Origin of the sequence: Ephemeroptericola cinctiostellae, assembly GCF_003339525.1 — a bacterium.
GTDB classification, from domain to species: domain Bacteria; phylum Pseudomonadota; class Gammaproteobacteria; order Burkholderiales; family Burkholderiaceae; genus Hydromonas; species Hydromonas cinctiostellae.
In genome coordinates, this window is sequence record NZ_CP031124.1 from 1,503,406 (window position 1) to 1,518,714 (window position 15,309).

21 protein-coding genes and 1 pseudogene are annotated in these 15,309 nt (G+C 46.3%); 8 read left to right on the forward strand and 14 right to left on the reverse strand.

Annotated elements, in window-relative coordinates; translation table 11 throughout:
* Positions 1-77: 77 nt before the first annotated feature.
* Positions 78-1,085: a GTP 3',8-cyclase MoaA gene (gene moaA, locus DTO96_RS06810; protein WP_114562807.1), complete on the forward strand. Its 1,008-nt coding sequence runs from the start codon at positions 78-80 to the stop codon at positions 1,083-1,085.
* A gap of 211 nt (positions 1,086-1,296) precedes the next feature.
* On the opposite strand, the gene DTO96_RS06815 is transcribed toward moaA, so the two are convergent.
* Entirely contained in the window at positions 1,297-1,620 is a 324-nt protein-coding gene (locus DTO96_RS06815) for an EthD family reductase (RefSeq protein ID WP_114562808.1), read from the reverse strand.
* A 68-nt stretch (positions 1,621-1,688) separates the two neighbouring features.
* Positions 1,689-2,147 (reverse strand): SRPBCC family protein, encoded by a 459-nt coding sequence (locus tag DTO96_RS06820; protein WP_114562809.1) that lies wholly within the window; start codon positions 2,145-2,147, stop codon positions 1,689-1,691.
* Between the two features lie 141 nt (positions 2,148-2,288).
* Here DTO96_RS06820 and DTO96_RS06825 point away from each other — a divergent pair, with 141 nt between their 5' ends.
* A complete protein-coding gene (locus DTO96_RS06825; RefSeq protein ID WP_114562810.1) occupies positions 2,289-2,738 on the forward strand; it encodes a winged helix-turn-helix transcriptional regulator in 450 nt (149 codons plus the stop codon).
* 353 nt (positions 2,739-3,091) lie between these two features.
* On the forward strand, positions 3,092-4,153 hold the full coding sequence (locus DTO96_RS06830) for a calcium-binding protein (protein WP_192878964.1): 1,062 nt from the start codon (positions 3,092-3,094) through the stop codon (positions 4,151-4,153).
* Positions 4,154-4,238: 85 nt separating this feature from the next.
* Here DTO96_RS06830 and mog read toward each other — a convergent pair whose 3' ends face one another.
* The 5 genes from mog to DTO96_RS06855 form a co-directional block, all read right to left on the reverse strand.
* Positions 4,239-4,826, reverse strand: coding sequence for a molybdopterin adenylyltransferase (gene mog, locus DTO96_RS06835; RefSeq protein WP_114562812.1), 588 nt, complete (start codon positions 4,824-4,826; stop codon positions 4,239-4,241).
* Positions 4,827-4,975: 149 nt separating this feature from the next.
* Entirely contained in the window at positions 4,976-6,187 is a 1,212-nt protein-coding gene (locus DTO96_RS06840) for a molybdopterin molybdotransferase MoeA (protein ID WP_114562813.1), read from the reverse strand.
* Between the two features lie 12 nt (positions 6,188-6,199).
* Positions 6,200-6,763 carry a molybdenum cofactor guanylyltransferase MobA gene (gene mobA / locus DTO96_RS06845; RefSeq protein WP_114562814.1) on the reverse strand — a complete coding sequence of 188 codons (564 nt, stop codon included), beginning with the start codon at positions 6,761-6,763 and terminating at the stop codon, positions 6,200-6,202.
* Positions 6,760-7,239 (reverse strand): molybdenum cofactor biosynthesis protein MoaE, encoded by a 480-nt coding sequence (locus DTO96_RS06850; RefSeq protein ID WP_114562815.1) that lies wholly within the window; start codon positions 7,237-7,239, stop codon positions 6,760-6,762. The genes mobA and DTO96_RS06850 overlap by 4 nt, the downstream gene beginning before the upstream one ends.
* Before the next feature lie 3 nt (positions 7,240-7,242).
* Positions 7,243-7,491 (reverse strand): MoaD/ThiS family protein, encoded by a 249-nt coding sequence (locus DTO96_RS06855; RefSeq protein ID WP_114562816.1) that lies wholly within the window; start codon positions 7,489-7,491, stop codon positions 7,243-7,245.
* A gap of 156 nt (positions 7,492-7,647) precedes the next feature.
* Between DTO96_RS06855 and moaC the strand changes: the two genes are divergently transcribed.
* From moaC to DTO96_RS06870, 3 genes are all read left to right on the forward strand, one after another.
* Positions 7,648-8,178, forward strand: coding sequence for a cyclic pyranopterin monophosphate synthase MoaC (moaC, locus tag DTO96_RS06860; protein WP_114562817.1), 531 nt, complete (start codon positions 7,648-7,650; stop codon positions 8,176-8,178).
* Positions 8,179-8,248: 70 nt separating this feature from the next.
* A complete protein-coding gene (locus DTO96_RS06865; RefSeq protein WP_157964359.1) occupies positions 8,249-8,686 on the forward strand; it encodes a group III truncated hemoglobin in 438 nt (145 codons plus the stop codon).
* Positions 8,686-9,012: a DUF7009 family protein gene (locus DTO96_RS06870; RefSeq protein ID WP_114562819.1), complete on the forward strand. Its 327-nt coding sequence runs from the start codon at positions 8,686-8,688 to the stop codon at positions 9,010-9,012. The genes DTO96_RS06865 and DTO96_RS06870 overlap by 1 nt, the downstream gene beginning before the upstream one ends.
* 153 nt (positions 9,013-9,165) lie before the next feature.
* Here the strand turns inward: DTO96_RS06870 and modC are convergent, their stop codons facing one another.
* From modC to DTO96_RS06890, 4 genes are all read right to left on the reverse strand, one after another.
* On the reverse strand, positions 9,166-9,885 hold the full coding sequence (gene modC / locus DTO96_RS06875) for a molybdenum ABC transporter ATP-binding protein (RefSeq protein WP_192878966.1): 720 nt from the start codon (positions 9,883-9,885) through the stop codon (positions 9,166-9,168).
* Position 9,886: 1 nt separating this feature from the next.
* Positions 9,887-10,561, reverse strand: a complete 675-nt coding sequence (gene modB / locus DTO96_RS06880; protein WP_114562821.1) for a molybdate ABC transporter permease subunit — start codon at positions 10,559-10,561, stop codon at positions 9,887-9,889.
* Between the two features lie 240 nt (positions 10,562-10,801).
* Entirely contained in the window at positions 10,802-11,554 is a 753-nt protein-coding gene (modA, locus tag DTO96_RS06885) for a molybdate ABC transporter substrate-binding protein (protein ID WP_114562822.1), read from the reverse strand.
* A 49-nt stretch (positions 11,555-11,603) separates the two neighbouring features.
* Entirely contained in the window at positions 11,604-12,380 is a 777-nt protein-coding gene (locus DTO96_RS06890) for a TOBE domain-containing protein (RefSeq protein WP_114562823.1), read from the reverse strand.
* A 367-nt stretch (positions 12,381-12,747) separates the two neighbouring features.
* Between DTO96_RS06890 and DTO96_RS06900 the strand changes: the two genes are divergently transcribed.
* Positions 12,748-13,230, forward strand: coding sequence for an FKBP-type peptidyl-prolyl cis-trans isomerase (locus DTO96_RS06900; protein WP_114562825.1), 483 nt, complete (start codon positions 12,748-12,750; stop codon positions 13,228-13,230).
* 326 nt (positions 13,231-13,556) lie between these two features.
* Entirely contained in the window at positions 13,557-14,069 is a 513-nt protein-coding gene (locus DTO96_RS06905) for a YgjP-like metallopeptidase domain-containing protein (protein WP_192878967.1), read from the forward strand.
* Between the two features lie 119 nt (positions 14,070-14,188).
* On the opposite strand, the gene DTO96_RS12920 is transcribed toward DTO96_RS06905, so the two are convergent.
* The 3 genes and pseudogenes from DTO96_RS12920 to DTO96_RS06915 all read right to left on the reverse strand — a co-directional run bounded on the left by DTO96_RS12920 (position 14,189) and on the right by DTO96_RS06915 (position 15,272).
* On the reverse strand, positions 14,189-14,506 hold the full coding sequence (locus DTO96_RS12920; protein WP_225972592.1) for a putative quinol monooxygenase: 318 nt from the start codon (positions 14,504-14,506) through the stop codon (positions 14,189-14,191).
* Positions 14,492-14,878: pseudogene (locus DTO96_RS12925) on the reverse strand (carboxymuconolactone decarboxylase family protein); the annotation flags it as partial. The gene DTO96_RS12920 and the pseudogene DTO96_RS12925, both read right to left, overlap by 15 nt.
* Entirely contained in the window at positions 14,841-15,272 is a 432-nt protein-coding gene (locus DTO96_RS06915; RefSeq protein WP_114562828.1) for a MerR family transcriptional regulator, read from the reverse strand. The pseudogene DTO96_RS12925 and the gene DTO96_RS06915, both read right to left, overlap by 38 nt.
* Positions 15,273-15,309: the final 37 nt, after the last annotated feature.

Here is a 15,309-nt window from a genome sequence, read left to right on the forward strand (position 1 = left end):
AGTATTTGAACCAAATTGGTGCGATATGAGTCTGTTGGAGGAGGGTGAATGTTTTGTTTTTACCGTACAATGTTTGAATGAATTCCAGCCTAATTTTCTCTCCACCCACTCTTACCGACCGTTTTAATCGAAGCATTGACTATCTGCGTGTTTCTGTGACGGATCGTTGTGATTTGCGTTGTTCATATTGCATTCCCAAAGGGTTTCGTGGTTTTGAAGTGCCTGAGCATTGGTTGTCGTTTGCAGAAATCACCCGTGTCGTGGGTGCTTTTGCTCGTTTAGGCACACGACGGTTTCGTTTGACGGGTGGCGAACCCTTACTGCGCAAAGGATTGGTTGATCTGGTGGGGCAGCTCAATGGCATTGATGGTGTGGACGATTTGTCACTGTCAACCAATGGCACTTTGTTGGCCACACAGGCCTATGACTTGCGTCGCGCGGGTGTGAAGCGTTTGAACATCAGTTTAGATTCATTGCGCGGTGAGTGTGTGCAACACATCACGGGCAGCAACAGTTTAGAAAAAGTGTTGCATGGTTTGCGCATGGCAAAAGGTGCAGGCTTTGAACGCATCAAAATCAACATGGTGTTGATGCAAGATGTGAATGAATCCGATGTGAGTGACATGGTGGCTTTTTGTATGCAACATGGTTTTATTTTACGTTTGATTGAAATGATGCCAATGGGTGCAACAGGCCAAAGCATGGGTTTTGTTGATGCACAGCCCATTTTGGCTCGATTAAAAAATCAATTTGATTTGCACGCGGTACATGACGATGGTTTGGGTGGTGGACCCGCCCGTTATTGGCGCAGTGCGGATGGTGCATTCACAATGGGGGTGATTACCCCCATGTCACAGCATTTTTGTGAAACCTGTAACCGTGTGCGTTTATCGGTCGATGGCACGCTGTACATGTGTTTGGGACAAGATGAACGGTTTGAGTTGCGACCCATGTTGCGTGCAGGTTGCTCTGATGCTGAGTTGGAAGCAGCCATTCGAACAGCCATTGAATTGAAACCAGAGAAGCATGATTTTCATGAGCAGCCTGAAAAAATCATTCGTTTCATGTCGATGACGGGGGGGTAGTTGAGCATAAAGCCGCTCAAGCGCGCATTCATCCCATCTCATGCGAATTGAGGAATATTGGCGCTCATCATTAGTCAGGTCAATCGCATTCTTTCCGATCTTGAATCTCCCCGTTGGCATCACAAGTCAATAATAAGAGGGCGCTATGGTGAGCAACGCGTCATTGTACGAATGAAAAAAGGGACGATGGCGCAAAAACCATCAATTACCCTTACGCACTGTATGCATCCAGATTGTCAAATAGAAACATTTGAACATCATCATCGTTTGGAGCCAAAACCCTGCGATCCGCAGCACAGGCGCGTCCGCATTCAGATGCAAAGGCCTCTTTAATGGCATCTAGAGAGTCAAAATGCAACGTTCCAATAAGGTATGGGTCTGTAGCACCTGCTAAAGCAACAATCGCCCCCTTACTGACTTCATATCTTTTAAGACCAGGTAATTGTTTGGCCATTGGAATGTGAATATTGAAATAGTGTTCATCAAATTTAGCGGGGTTTTTTGGGGTTTTATAAATAACAACCATGCGCGCCATTGGGTGCTCCTTCGAGAGGGTGGGTGAAAGTGGGTTGGGCAAATTCGATTTCAATTTGCCCATTTTTTTCAATTCCAATTGTCAATTTTAACATCGTCAGGTGACGGTTTACCCGTTCCTGTTTCCACGTAAGCACGCAAACTCAGCATAAACACGGCCCATTTCATGCTGCAATGCGCCATGTGTTCATTTTGTTCGCGCCAGTTTCGATGACCGAATATTAAAATGGTTTGGCCATCCTGCTCTGATAATTCAAACGTGACATCCGTACCCACCCAGTCATCAGGTCCACCCACGCAATGCCAGCGCACACATGCATTTGTAACGCTTTCTTGCACTTGCATGACCATGGTCGCCATAAAATCACCTGTTTTTTTATAAAAAGAAAAATCAATTTTTTCGCCTACATTTGTATTTCCTTGCACCTCGGTTGTCCACCAATGGGCCAAGCCATTTATCGAAGTTAAGGCTTGATAGACTTTTTCAATGGGTTGTTTAATCGCGATGCGGTGAATGATATTTGCCATGTCAATCTCCAAAAAAGATAAAACCGAAATGAATAGGGGTAAAATTCATTACTTGCAAATTGCAAGTAATATGGGTAGTTTATTATGAATGCTTGTAAAATGCAATTGATTGATGACCAAGTAAAGATGACATGAGATGACATGAAAAAAAATAAAACCAAGCTGCGTTCACATTGCCCTGTTAATTATGGCCTCGAAGCTTTCGGTGACCGTTGGGCGCTACTCATCCTGCGTGATATTATCTTTAGAGGTAAACGCACATATGGCGAATTTTTGGAATCGGAAGAAGGTTTTTCCACCAACATTCTCGCATCACGCTTAGAGCATTTGACAAGTGCTGGCATACTTCGGCTCGATGAAGATGAAAGCGATGCGCGGAAAGGTCTTTATACACTCACTGAAAAAGGCTTAGACCTCATTCCTCTGGTTTTTGAAATGATTTTATGGAGCGCTAAATATGACGATGATTCAGAAGCCAAGCACATCAGTCAATTGATTGAATTGATTCAAAAAGACAATCGTAAAATCAGCCAAAAAACCATTGAGCAAGTTAAGCGAGGTGAGGCCATTGTGAAGGCGTATGTGCTCTGAAAATGGCAATGTCATCCTCATGCATTTTGATTTTCCGTGTGTGTACGATCAGGGGGATTAGGGTGTTTAAGCTTAAAATCGCACAAAATCTAGGCGAGTATAAAAATAATCAACATCAATAGCATCGTTATTGTGTATCCCCACCCAGTACCTAGTACCCAATGCGCAATGAGCACGTGAGCATGACATGGGTCAATGTATTGATTTATTGACAAATATTTTATTTTTATTGATTTATATGTATTTAAACGTATTTACTCTTTTATGTATTTTATATATTATGACGATGAATCTTCATATTTCATATGAGGTTTCTAGGTTGTTCATTGTTAATAATTCTTGGGAGAGTAATCATGTCTTTAAGTAATTTTTGGTCTTATGCGATTTATGGAAGAAACTATTCAGGCTATTCATGCTCAAACTACATCTATGGCACGTCATGTGATGACAGCTTGGTGGGTGGAAGTGGTGCGGATGTGCTCATCGGTTACTCGGGCAACGATACTTTGCGTGGCAATGCAGGTAACGATGTCCTGTATGGCGGTTGGGGTCAGGATGTGTTGGAAGGTGGTGAAGGCAATGATGCCTTGTATGGTGATTGTGGTAATGATTCGATGGATGGCAACTCGGGTTGTGATTTTTTAAGTGGTGGTGATGGTGATGATTATGTGACCGGAGGCATCGGTAATGACACCTTGTATGGTGGCTCGGGAAACGACACTTTATTGGCAGGATTGGGTGAGGATTTTGTATCGGGTGGTTGTGGTGACGATAATCTTTTTGGCGATGCTGGGAATGATACTTTGGTGGGAGGGGAGGGCAAAGACACCTTGCGTGGAAGCTTAGGCGATGACCATTTGTATGGTTGTGATGGCGATGATAAACTGGACTGTGACATCGGGTATGACTTTTTATCGGGTGGCAATGGCAATGATTACATCACGGGAGGGGCATCAAACGATACTTTGTTTGGTGGTGCAGGTAACGATCAATTGTTTGGTGGTGTCGAGAATGACACGTTGGTTGGTGGTTATGGCAATGACAGCTTGCAAGGTGGCACGGGTAATGATTCGTATTATTTCTCAGGTTCTTTTGGTCAAGATGCGGTGTATGATGCTGCTGGTGACAATGACATGGCCTTTTTTGACACCAGTGCGAGTAATCTGAGGTTTTCAAATTCCAATGGTGATCTCGTGGTCAGTGTGGCTTGCACGGACAATAGTGTGACCTTTGAAGGTTGGTTTGAGTCGACCGAAAATCAAGTGGGTATCCAAGCAGGCCATCAAGTGATTCAAAACATCGATGCTTTGGTCTCATCCATGTCGTGCACGCCTGTGGTGTCGTGCTACAGCAGTGCCAGCCCAACCTATTATTCATGTGATGTTGCGCCTGCATGGTGTTGTGCTGCGGCTTAAGGATTGAGTGAATTCGGAAAAAGCATTCATTTGCTTTTTTCGAATTTTATTTCCATACCTGTTTTATACACTTTTGAATGGTCGGCTATTTTTTCTTCGGCCGAAAGGCCTTAACCACATCCTCATGCGTTTCTAAATAAACCCCACCCATCAGTTCAATACAATACGGCACGGATGAGAAAATGCCGTGTACCAACGTGTCACCATCTGTATTTTTCACCCCTTCTAAAGTCTCTGCGATGGCCTTGGGTCGACCAGGCAAATTCAAAATCAATGATGTGCCACGGATCACGCCGACTTGACGCGATAAAATCGCTGTGGGGACGTAGTGCAAGCTGATTTGTCGCATTTGTTCGCCGAAGCCTGGCATCACGCGATGCGCGACCGCAAGCGTTGCTTCTGGCGTCACATCCCGTGGCGATGGGCCCGTGCCGCCTGTGGTGAGGATGAGTGCGCAGCTTTGAATGTCGCATAATTCAATTAACGTGCTTTCAATGAGGGGTTGCTCATCGGGAATGAGGCGTTCTTCAAATTCAACGGTGTTTTTTAATGCGCGGGTCAACCAGTCGCGCAATGCGGGTAAGCCTTCATCTGTGTACACGCCTGCACTGGCGCGGTCAGAGATGGAGACAATGCCAATTTTGACAGAGGGTAAATGGTGTGGGTGGGTCATGGTTCTAGAATGAAATGTCTTAAATAATGAAATGTTTGTGTGTGGTTTGTTTCGGTTGTTTTAGATCATTGTGGGTTTTATATTTTGTGCAAATCATCGCTCAAAATTGTAAAAATACAAATACTCGTAAAGTAACTTTTATTTTACGATCAGCTGTGGATGGGGTAGACATTTAACGTGTCGCCAACATTGACTTGCGTGTGTGGTGGAATTTCAATCAGTACATTGGCCGCAACACAGGCTGACAGCATGTGTGAGCCTTGATTGACCAGTTTCTTAACATGCACAACGCCATCTGCATCTATGTGCATCACGCCACGCAGGAACTCCCGCCGAAACTCGGGTTGGGTTTGAGCGAAATCAGCACGTGCGGTCACCATGTGAGGCTGAGCTTGTTCGAATGACATGCCCATTAGCACACGCACCGCAGGTTCAACCAACATCTTAAAAGTAACAAATGTCGCCACGGGATTGCCGGGCAGCATCATCACGGTCGTATGAACCATTCGCCCCCATGCAAAAGGTTTACCTGGTTTGAGTAAAAGTTTCCACTGCACCAATTCTCCCGATGCTTCTAATGCGGCTTTTAAGTGATCTTCTTCGCCGACGGACACGCCGCCGCTGGTGAGGATCAAGTCGCTTGTTGCCGCAGCGGCTTGTAAGCACGTTTCGGTGGTGGCGCGGTGATCGGGCAAAATGCCACCATCGGTGACGGTGCAACCCAATTGTTGCAACCATGTGAGCAATTGATAACGGTTGGCATCAAAAATTTCACCTCCGATCAAACCTTTTGTGGAAGGTTCGCGTAGCTCATTGCCACTGGAAAATACCGTCACGCGCAGGGGTGAGTGGGTGAGTGCATGCGCATGCCCTTGACTGGTAGCAAGGCCGATGGCTGCGGGAGAAAGTATTTGACCCGCCTCAAGCAATGCGTCGCCTGCATGAATGTCTTCACCGCGTCGGCGGATGTGTTGGTTTAATTGTGGAGGGCTGGTGCACAGCAAAACATTGCCGTTGATTTCAGTTTGCTCTTGTGCAATCACCGCATTGCAGCCAGCAGGAATGGGTGCGCCTGTGAAAATCCGCACGGCTTGACCCATGTTCAATTCAAAATCTGCCGCATCATCGCCCGCAGCAATGCGCCCGATCACGGTAAATTCAGTTTGCACTGCGGTTTCATTGGTGTGCAGCGCATAACCATCCATCGCACTGTTGTCGAATTGAGGTGAATCGTATTGGGCATGAATATTTTCAGCAAGCACGCGGGCACTGGCTTCGCGTAAGGGGGTGGCATGAACGAGGGTGCGACGTTCAGCGACGGCTGTCAGCAATTGATTGAGGGCAGTTTGGTAATCGAGCATAGGGTGTGTGTTTTAAAAGTGATGATTAGGCAAGGTATTCATGTTCACAAAATCAGATGAATTAAAGCCCGCCAAAGCAACGGCGTGATTGCTGTGCAACCACGCGCGCAAGCTTAATTGTTTGTTGGTGAGCTGATGCAGGGCAGAGGGCAGACATGAACGGCGAATCAACATGCACGCATAATGTTCAGCGTCTGGGGTGCATGGGTAAATCATATTTGCAGCACCTAAATTGTCCAATAATTGAGCGGTTAAATCCAGCGGGAAAAAGGGCACATCGCATGGCATGATCTGTACTGCATCGTATTGCACTGGTAAAATCGCCATAAAACTGGCAATCCCTGCCAGAGGACCTTGTGCATGCCACGGCTCTGCATCGCTGAAAACGGGATGACCAAAGTCTGCGTATGTGCTCATATTGCGATTGGCACTGATCCACAGCGCATCCACTTGTGGGGCAAGTCGTCCAATGACATATTGCACCAACGGCTGATCTTGAAAATACTGTAATCCTTTGTCGGCACCACCCATGCGCCGTCCTTCGCCGCCGGCAAGGACGAGACCCGCGACCTTCATGGTTGCCAACGTTGCACCGCTTGTGCATCGCTGAGTTTGGCTTCAACCCATTTTTGAGAGCCATTGGCGCGCGATTCGCGTTTCCAAAAGGGGGCTTGGGTTTTCAGATAATCCATGATGAATTCGGCCGCCGCAAATGAATCTCGACGGTGACGAGAGCACACCATGACCAACACAATGACCTCATTCGCATGCAATGCCCCGACCCGATGGATCACCCGAACGGCTGTGAGCGACCATCTTTGCGCGGCTTCGTGGATGATACGCTCAATTTCGCTTTCAGTCACTTCGGGGAAGTGCTCCAAACATAAACCCACCACCCGTTCTTCGGCCATGCCGTGATCAAACTCACGCACCATGCCTTGAAAAGCAACCAATGCACCTGCATCACCCGCGTGCTGACGCAGGGCAATTTCCTCTTTACCCAACTCAAAGGCATCGGTTTGGATGCTGACTTTTTGCCAAAACCCCGCCATGAATCAACCTCCTGTCACAGGCGGTAAAATGCCCACATCATCACCATCATGGATGTCTACGACTTCATGCTTGAGCACCCGATTGACAGCGATTTTAAAGATGCGATCAGTTTGCAATGCTGAAAACCATGGCTCGCCACGTTCGCGCAGTGCGGTCAGCAGTTGTTGACTTGTGCCGCCCGTCCAAGCCAATTGTTCACTGGCGCAACCCAGTTGATCGTGCAATGCACCAAAATATTGAATGTGTATCATCGTTTTTTACTTAAATGGATAAAGGTGAAACAAGCCGATGCATCCCAATTGGCCAACGGCTTTATAATACGCACATTATCGCTCATAAATCGCTTGGGTTTATTCAGCAAAATGCCAATAGACGCGTATTTTTTCTCATGATAAGGTTTGCCAATAATGAATGCCATTGTTTCTAATTCACAACTCACCCATTTCGATGCCAGTGGTCAGGCGCATATGGTGGATGTGGGACAAAAATCCGAGACCCATCGCATTGCTGTTGCATCGGGTCAGATTCGCATGTCAGCCGCAGCTTTTGAACAGTTGCAGCCCGAACGCAATAAAAAAGGGGATGTGCTTGCGATTGCCCGTATCGCAGCCATTTCAGGTTGTAAGCAAACATCACAATTGATTCCATTGTGCCATCCTTTGGGTTTAACCCGCGTCGCAGTTGATTTTATCATCGATGCATCACTTTTTTCGGTGTCCGTTCAAGTCACTGCGGAGACTTTTGGACGGACTGGGGTCGAAATGGAAGCTTTAACGGGCGTGACCGTTGGTCTGTTGACCATTTATGACATGCTTAAAGCCGTTGATAAAGGGATGTGCATTGAAAATGTTCATTTACTGCGTAAAGCGGGTGGCAAAAGCGGTGACTGGGTTCATTCCAATGACGCCAATGATACCAATGATACCAATGATCAATGAGTGGCCTTTTTCATTTGTGGGCGGTGATGACGAATGTATAAAAAATAGCAAAAATACACTGGAGGTTTTTATGGATGTACAGCAAGATTTAACCCTTAGCAAAGAGCAAATTGCCCAAGTGGTTGATCTGTTTTATGATCGTGTTCAACTGGATCAAGGGTTGTCTCAGCCTTTTTCTATTGTGACCGATTGGACCCATCACAAGGCGATCATCAGCCATTTTTGGTGGATGACTTTGGGGGGCGAACGTTACATGGATCATAAGTACAGCGTGGCACCGAAACACCGCGCTGTTGGGTTTACGCCTGATTTATTGAACCATCATTGGCTGCCACTGTTTGAACGCACCATGCGTGAAGTCCTTCCTGATGAGTTGTCAGATGTTTGGATGGCACAAGCGCGTCGTATTGGTCAATCACTTGAGTTGAACCACAATTATTGGTCAGCACAAACGGAGTCAGATAAAAAACAAGTGCTTGAAAATACTTTTTCTGAGGTTAAACGTTGATGAAAATTCGTTTTGAAAAAAACACCATGCGTTGGCGCATCAGCCAAAGGGAGCTGCAATTGCTTGCGCAAGGGCAAGCATTGGGGCATGAGACCGTTCTGCCCACAATGCAACTGCGCTTTCATGTGCTGGTGGATCAAAGCCCACCCAATGGCCGCGTTATGAATTTCGAACAAGTGCTTGAGGGTGATTGGCTGGATCATGTGTTGCTGCTGAGTCCACAAGGTCTGACTGATTTACAGGCAGACCCGCAACGTGCCTTACACGAATTCATCGATGGCATTGATGAAACAGAGCTGATGTTGGAAGTTGATTTTAAAGGTTAAATGTCACTGGCCAAGCACAAAACTTGATTGGTCACGGTGACTTGCATCACACCATGTCGTCATGGAAATGGATTGTTTTTCGCATGGATGTCAAAGTCATCTTAATTTTTTTGATGATGCAAGCCGATTGCATGCCCGATGGCACACACCATGTTAATCACGATCTAAAAATGCACTCAGCGATGTCATGAATCCAAAATCAAGTTGAGCAGCCAAATCATGGGGGGAGCCGACTGCCGTGATGCGCCCTTGATCGATCAGCACCAAAGTATCCGCCAAGTACAACACCTCGCTCAGGGCATGGCTGACGTAAATCATTGGGATGTTGGCCTCAACATTAATTCGCTTTAAATATGGCAATATTTCATTTTTACTGCCTTGATCCAAATTGGACAAGGGTTCATCCATGAGCAACAGTTCAGGACTGGTCAGGATGGCGCGACCAATTGCGACCTTTTGTCGTTGCCCACCAGACAGCTCGTGAGGTTGCCTTTTAAGCAGATCGGATAAACCCAACCAAGCCACCACTTGCTCGAAACTGTATTGTTGTCGTTCTTTGGGGCAACGCTTCAGGCCGTATTCAAGGTTGTGTTTGACGGATAAATGAGGAAAAAGGCTGTTTTCTTGGAACACATAACCCAGAGCACGACAGTGTGTTGGGACGAATATCTGCTCATTTTGCCATATGGATTCACCGACACGGATGTGCCCTTGTTTGACCCGATCCAATCCGGCGAGACCGCGTAGAAGGGTGGTTTTACCTGAACCTGAAGGGCCAAACAGTGCTGTGATGCCTTGAATGGGAAGGGTCAAATCAACATCTAAATCGCATGTGTGGCGTTTCAGTTGCAGGGCGATGTGCATTGTGTTCATGTCAAAATACCCCACGTGACCGTTTATTGACGGCATACAAAATACTCAACACCACAAAAGAAAACAACAACAACCCCATGGATAAGAGGTGAGCCTGCCCGTATTCCAAGGTTTCAACATGTTCATAAATGTAGATTGAGATGACTTGGGTCTTTTCTGGGATGTTGCCACCAATCATCAGCACCACGCCAAATTCACCCACCGTATGGGCAAACCCCAAAACAGCCGCAGTCCAAAGCCCAGGGCGAGCCAACGGCAATGCAACGGTGAAAAAGCAATCAATGGGTGATGCACCCAGTGAGGCTGCGGCTTCCATTGGACGTTTGCCTATCGTTTCAAAGGCGTTCTGTAATGGTTGAACAACAAACGGCATTGAGTAAAATACGGAACCCAACAGCAAGCCATAAAAGGTAAATGCCAAACTGCCCAAGCCAAGGCTCTGGGTCATTTGTCCAATAGCCCCTTTGGGGCCAAGCAACAGAAGCAGATAAAATCCAATCACCGTTGGTGGTAAAACGATGGGCAATGAAATCACTGCATTCAATGGTGCTTTGAGCCATGAATGCGTATTTGCCAACCACCATGCCAAGGGGATGCCCAAACACATGAGAATCAGTGTGGTCGATGCGGCCAGTTTCAGGGTAAGAAGGACAGGGGGAAGCCAATCAGGTGTCATAAATGCGTCTTATCGTCAATTGCGATCATTCATCGCCAAGTAAAATCCCACTTTGTGTTTGTCTGAAGTCAAAGGTGTGTGGAGATGCGCACACCACCTTTGAAATGATAAATCAAAACATGGTGGCAAAATGTAAAGGAGAAAAAACCAGTTAAAACATTGGGTTATGTGCAAATTTCACGACCCGTCATTGTTTGCCATTCGTTGGTTTGTCATTCATTGTCTTGAAAAGGGTTTGGCTTATTTTGGTAAATCATAGCCGTAGCTTTTAATCACATCTCGTGTGCGAGTGCTTTTTAAAAAGGACAAGAATGCTTTTGCAGCCGCATTGTCTCGGGCTTTACTGAGCAAAACAGCTTGTTGCGCCAAAGGGCTGTACAACTTTTGCGGTACAAGCCAGTAAGAACCAGACATTTTCCCATCCCCTTGGATTTGAGACAAAGCAACAAATCCCAATTCTGCATTGCCCGTTTCGATAAATTGATGGGTCTGACCGATGTTTTCGCCTTGCACCAGTTTACTTTGCAGATTCCACCACAAGTTTAATTTTTGCATGGTTTGTTGTGCGGCGATGCCATAAGGGGCAACTTTTGGGTTGGCAATGGCGATGTGATCATAGCGACCCGTGATCAGCGCTTGACCCATTTTGTCAACAAAATTACTTTGTGGACTCCACAGAACCAGTTTGCCAATTGCATACGTGTCACGCGAGCCGCTCACGGCTTCATTTTCTCGCTCCAATCGCTCGGGTGTTGCTGTGTCCGCAGATAAAAGCACGTCAAAAGGGGCTCCATTTTTGATCTGAGTGTAAAACTTGCCTGTTGAGCCAAAGCTGAGAATGGCACGATGACCCGTTGCCTGTTGGAATTGACGGGCAATTTTTTGCATCGGCCCAGCAAAATTGGCTGCAACCGCTATTTGAACGTCTTCGGCCATTGCCGTATGGATGCAAGACAAGCCCATGATGAGCAGTGTAAGTGATTTGAATGTCATAAAAATCCGTGTGAGTCAATTTAAAATGAAAATTGAAGTTGCACTATATTTAGCTTTCAGTGGCTAAAATCACACTGGATGCACTGAACAGCACATAAATGGTTTGCCCTATGTTCAGTGCAAAGCGCATCGCCCCCTCATTGGTGATGATGGCCACCATTTGTTTGCCACTGAGCAAGCGCACTTTGACCTCGCAGTTGACCGCGCCTAAGGTGACATGTTCCACTTCACCCAAGAGGCAGTTTTCTGCGCTAACTTGGCTGGGGGTGATGTTGACCGCGAGCTGCACAGCAGATGCTTTAATTAAAGCATGAACGGGTTTTCCCTCTGTCAGCTCTAAATGTGTCACGCTGTCGTTGGTGATGGTGGCAATGATGTCCTGTTGTCCGCCGATGTTGAGATGGATTTCGCTGTTGACTGCACCTTGTTTAATCTTCGTTACTTGACCGATGAATTGATTGCGCGCACTGGTCTTCATGAGCAGTCCTTTTAAAAAAATACCAAAGGTATCGGGAAGTTGGGGGACTGTTGAGGATGTCTCCACACCAACGGCATCTAAAAACACACGGTATTGGTGTTCAACAGACTCAAACATATGTAAAACCTGTTCACCATAAGGTGTGAGTCGGGTGCCGCCCCCATTTTTTCCACCCATTCGGCCGACAATTAAAGGCTGAGGAAACAAATTGTTGAGGCCATCCACGGCATCCCATGCGGTTTTATAGCTCATGCCAATGTGTTGAGCTGCTTGCGTGATTGATCCTGTGAGGGCAATTTCACGGAGCAGCACAATTTGTTTGTTTTTTAATGTTGGAAGGGTGTGCATGACGTGCTTCAAGTGTGCTTAAGTCTATTTAAAAGCGATATGTAAAAAATTATATCACGACAGTTAATGTCACCCATTCGTTAAATGAACCATGCATGTGGCGTATGTGTGGTGACTGTGTTCAAAAAATATTTCACATGTCGCATTGGGATGTCGTTCAGAGCGAATTACGTAAAATCCTTTTTTGGATTGTCACCAAACCATGTTTGCTGAAGTCTGCTGAACGATGCACCGCTCATGCTTGTTTGACTCAAAGCGACGGTTGTCAAATTGCGGTCATCACGCCTGTTGAAGTGGCTTTTTTTATCAGTGACGTGATAAATTCATTTATAATCTGTGTTCGATTAATTGCAATCACGAGGACGCCATGCAAATCAAACAAAATTCTGTTGTAAACATTCATTACACACTTAAAAACGATGCTGGTGAAGTACTCGACACATCCGCAGGCAAAGAACCATTGATGTACATGCAAGGTCATGGCAACATCATTCCTGGCTTAGAAAATGCGATGCTGGGTAAAACTGTCGGTGAGCAGTTGAACGTGAGCATTGAGCCAGAAGATGCCTATGGTGTGCGTCAAGAGGATGCGATTCAGCAAGTGCCCCGTGAGGCGTTTGTGAATGTCCCCGATCTGCAAGTGGGCATGCAGTTGCACGGTGATTCGCCACAAGGGCCCATTTCTGTTGTGGTCATGGCCATCACTGACGAAGTGGTGACGGTTGATGCCAATCATCCTTTGGCTGGTCAACGCTTGCATTTTGATGTGACGGTGGACAGTGTGCGTGATGCAACTGACAGTGAATTGTCTCATGGTCATGCACATGCTGGCGATGGTCATCATCACTAAAATTCATTGAAGCAGTAAGTTTTGGCTTTTTTTGTCGCCTGTTACATGATTACTGTTTTCCATAAAAAAACCATCCAGAATGATGGTTTTTTTATGCGACCACACGATAAATTGGTTTAATTTAAACGCTAATCGACCAATGAATCATGGGCTTAATTAACTTTATTTTTAGCATGTACTGAACAGCCTTCGCTCAATCAAATCAATTGAAACAGCCATTTGATCCAAACAAAAAAGATGCAATAAGCCCGCCTCTAGATCACGTTTGACAAGCAGCAGAACCCAATTTGACTTAAAATCAAACGTCATTTACCACTCAACTGTTTATGCCACTCAAATACCTCAGCCACTACGCCCCTGAACTGCAACATCAAGTCAAACACATGATGGCAGAGCGAAGCATTGGCGCGTATATTCAAGCCAAATACCCTCAAGCCCACACCATTCAAACGGATAAAGCGCTGTATCAGTTCGTCAATGAGTATAGAAAAACACACCTCAAAAATGCGCCCCTTTTAAATAAAGTCCAGTACGACAACACCCTCAACCTCACTCATCGCGCCCTTGGGCTGAATACGGCCATTTCACGTGTGCAAGGTGGAAAACTGGTGGCTGCTAAAGAAATCCGCATCGCCAGTGTGTTTAAAAGTGCACCCGCTGATTTTTTGAAAATGATTGTTGTTCATGAGTTGGCACATTTGAAGGAGCGCAACCACGACAAAGCCTTTTATAAGCTTTGCACACACATGCTGCCCGAATACCATCAGCTTGAGTTTGACCTGAGGGTTTATTTGACGGGTTTAGAGATGCGGGCAGACAAGGAGGGTGTGGCTCAATAGTCACCCACCCAAGCGTTGTCCCGAATGCCTTAGATCAAGCGATTCGCTGTTTTGTTCAGATACGACGCAATGATTGAAGGGCATTTTTTACATGTCATTGCCTCATCCTTCTTTCTTATTTAATTGAAGTCATGCGTTTCCCAGTGCATCACAAGTTCCGTGAGGTTTTGATCGACATAACGTTTCGTATGTGGCATTTCAAAATGTTGTTTAAATGCCGCTTCGTCGATAAAGCGTTGCCACAGCACAAAGTGGTCAGGACGTTGAGCATCTTGTTGCATGTCAAATTGCAAGCAGCCTGCTTCGGTGCGGGTGGCGTGAGCCAATTCATTTAACGCTTTTTTCGCCACAGCGACATCAATGCCTTCCCGCACGCGAATCTGTGCCGTGATGCCGTAGTTTGGTTTTTTATTGACCAGTGGATGATCGGCAAACACAGCCTTTGCTGCAAACATTGCATTCAAGGCGGCAGGAAAACCTGCGTACACTGCCATTTGAATGATGGTTTCGATGATTTCCATGCGGCTCAACCCAACATTGAGAGCGGCATGTAAATGCACTTTGAGTTGTGGTTCGGCATTGCCCAAAGCGGTTAACGCGGCGATGGTGGCGAGCTCACGTTGCTGCAAAGTCAAACCTTCTCGGCTGTAAATATGTCCAAAGCCAAAATCAATCACGTAATTGGCAAGGTCGGGGCTGATGCTTTGCAAACTTTCAATCACGCGTTCGCCTGCTTCTGCATCGACATCAAACAAACGTTTCAAGCCGCGTTCATGAATGTCTTGTTGGGTTAAGTTTTGGGTGGTCATTTTGCGCATCCTTTTCATGGTTTAAGCGCGATTCAATGTCGGTATAACGTTCAATTTTGTCATTCAATACCGACAAATGTCCACTCAACGCCGCCATCTCCTCGCACACATGGCGTGCATGTTCGATCAACATCTCACGCCGCCCATGAACACTTTCCAGCGTTTCGCCCAAACGCCGCAACTCGGCATAACGCAACATCCGTGCGATCGACATGCCTGTGCTGCGCAAGCGCAAGACAAACTCAAGCCAACGGACATCGTCATCACTGTAAACGCGATGCCCGTTTTTCCGCGCCACCACATCCATTAAACCAATGCGTTCGTAATAACGCAAAGTATGTGCGGATAAGCCTGTGCGTTGGGCGATGTCGGTGATGCGGTAAAAAGTGTTCATAGCGTGATGATAGAGGTTTGAGCGTGCTCGAAGTCAA